Source organism: Pseudomonas turukhanskensis (assembly GCF_027922365.1).
GTDB classification, from domain to species: domain Bacteria; phylum Pseudomonadota; class Gammaproteobacteria; order Pseudomonadales; family Pseudomonadaceae; genus Aquipseudomonas; species Aquipseudomonas turukhanskensis.
Genome location: NZ_BSFN01000048.1, coordinates 1 through 1,851, shown reverse-complemented (window position 1 = coordinate 1,851; position 1,851 = coordinate 1). Strand labels below are relative to the sequence as shown.

At 62.1% G+C, this 1,851-nt stretch carries 1 protein-coding gene; it reads right to left on the bottom strand.

Annotation, left to right across the window (positions count from 1 at the left end):
• Positions 1 to 1,851, bottom strand: a 1,851-nt coding sequence (locus PKE98_RS26870) for a helicase-related protein (protein WP_271198551.1), incomplete at both ends; no start/stop codon positions are given.

The following is a 1,851-nucleotide window of genomic DNA, read 5'->3' as shown; positions in this document are numbered from 1 at the left end:
ACCTCCACCGAGTCGCCATCCTGATTCAGGACGTCGAGCCCGGATTCGGGCACGTCTCCCGACGTGCTCTGTGACACCATGATCTTTCTGGCCATCAGGCTCAGACAGGTCATCTGCGAGGTGCCCGCGTAGCCCAGGTAGATCACCTTGACCGGCTGTTTCTGGCCGATGCGCCAGGAGCGCCGTGCGGCCTGCTGCAACGAGTACACGTTGTAGCCCGACTGAAGGAACACGATCGTCGGGAACTCCAACAGATCCAGCCCCGTCTTGACCAGTTCGGGATTGGTGATGAGCACGTCAATGCCACGGTCCAACTGCTCGGCGATCCAGTCCTCACGTCGAGAGGCCTCCACGCTTGCGCGCAGTACCGCGACCTTGAGGCCTTCCTGCTCCAGCAACAGCTTGAGCCTTGACGTCGTATCGCGGGTACCGGTGTAGACGCTGTAGACCAGGGTCTTGCGACCCTCCGCTTTCTCCTGGCGACAGATCTCGATCAGCTCGCGCTCCTTCGGCATCACCTCCAGTTCGTTGAACTGGGCGGCGACGAATGCCAGCGACTCGCGCGTACGAGGATGGTTGACCGTCTCCGGCCTGAAGCAGCAATCCGGCCAGGCCAATAGCACATTGAGGACCACGCCCAGCAACGTCGTGTCGCGTTTCGCCAGTGCTTGCTTCAATGCTGCGCTCAACCGTCCCGCCAGATCGCGATAGGCCGAGGCTTGCGCCGTGTCCATCGCGACCTCACGAAACTCCTCGTCGTAGGGCGGCAGCACGTTGCCACCGATGTCCTTCAACTTTAGGAACACGGTGAACGGCAAGACACAGCGCAACACGCCCTTTGGGCCGAAGCCCGGTGCCTTGACCGTGCGCACCGATACCTTGGAGCCTTTGGCGGTCTTGTGCGCCGTACCCGTGCTTTCGGAATAGATGTCCTTGAGCACACCATGATCGCGCATGAACGCCATCGCGGCCGACGTCATGCTGCCTTGCTGGGTCGGGCGGTAGCCGTCTTCGATCATCCGCCCAGGCAAGGCGCGGAACAGCAGGTGAAAAAGGTCGTCGCCGTAGCCGCCCATGAGCGTGCCGGTGAGCAAGAGCGTCTTGCGTGCTTTCGCGGCGAGAACACCCATGGCTTGGCCTTGCGCGCTTCCGCCATTTTTGTACTCGTGCGCCTCGTCGGCGATGAGCAGGTCGAACGTGCCTTGCGGCAGGTAGCGTTTGATGAATTCGGACGGCTGATAGCCGCCCTCGCCGAAGCCGAACTCCATCGAGGCCATCGCACGCTCCATGCGCTGGGCTTGCCGATCCGAGAAGACCAATTCGCCGCTACCGTCCATCAGGTTAATGAACTCGTGGATGTTGTCCCCGAGCATCGACGCGAGGAACCCATCACCGAACTTCTGCATCAACTTCTGTGCGGTGACTTCGCCAATCGTGGGAATACGCTTCAGCGCCTTGAGCACGGCGGAGGACTGGTCGCTGGCGGGCAAGCCCCTGGGACGAATCAGCGTCCACAACGGTGCAGCACAATGGCTGCACTTGCGGCGATATTCCTCGGCTTCGAGTTCGATCGGGTTGATCGGCTCGCCGTCGAGGTCGGTGATGACGTGGCCACAGTCAGGGCAGGCGCCCACGTCGCCGTGGCGCGTGCGATGCCGGGTGAAGACCGGCTTCCAGTGAAAACCCATCCGCATGCGCACGCGGCCCAGGACGAAGAACTCCTGAGCCTGTGGCGATACGCCCAACTGCTCGCGCAGCTTCAGCAGTTTGACCAGCGTGTCCGGGCCGTTGAGCACCCAGACCTTGGCACCGGCCACCGTCTCCTGGATTTCCCGCCGCCACTTGTAGACT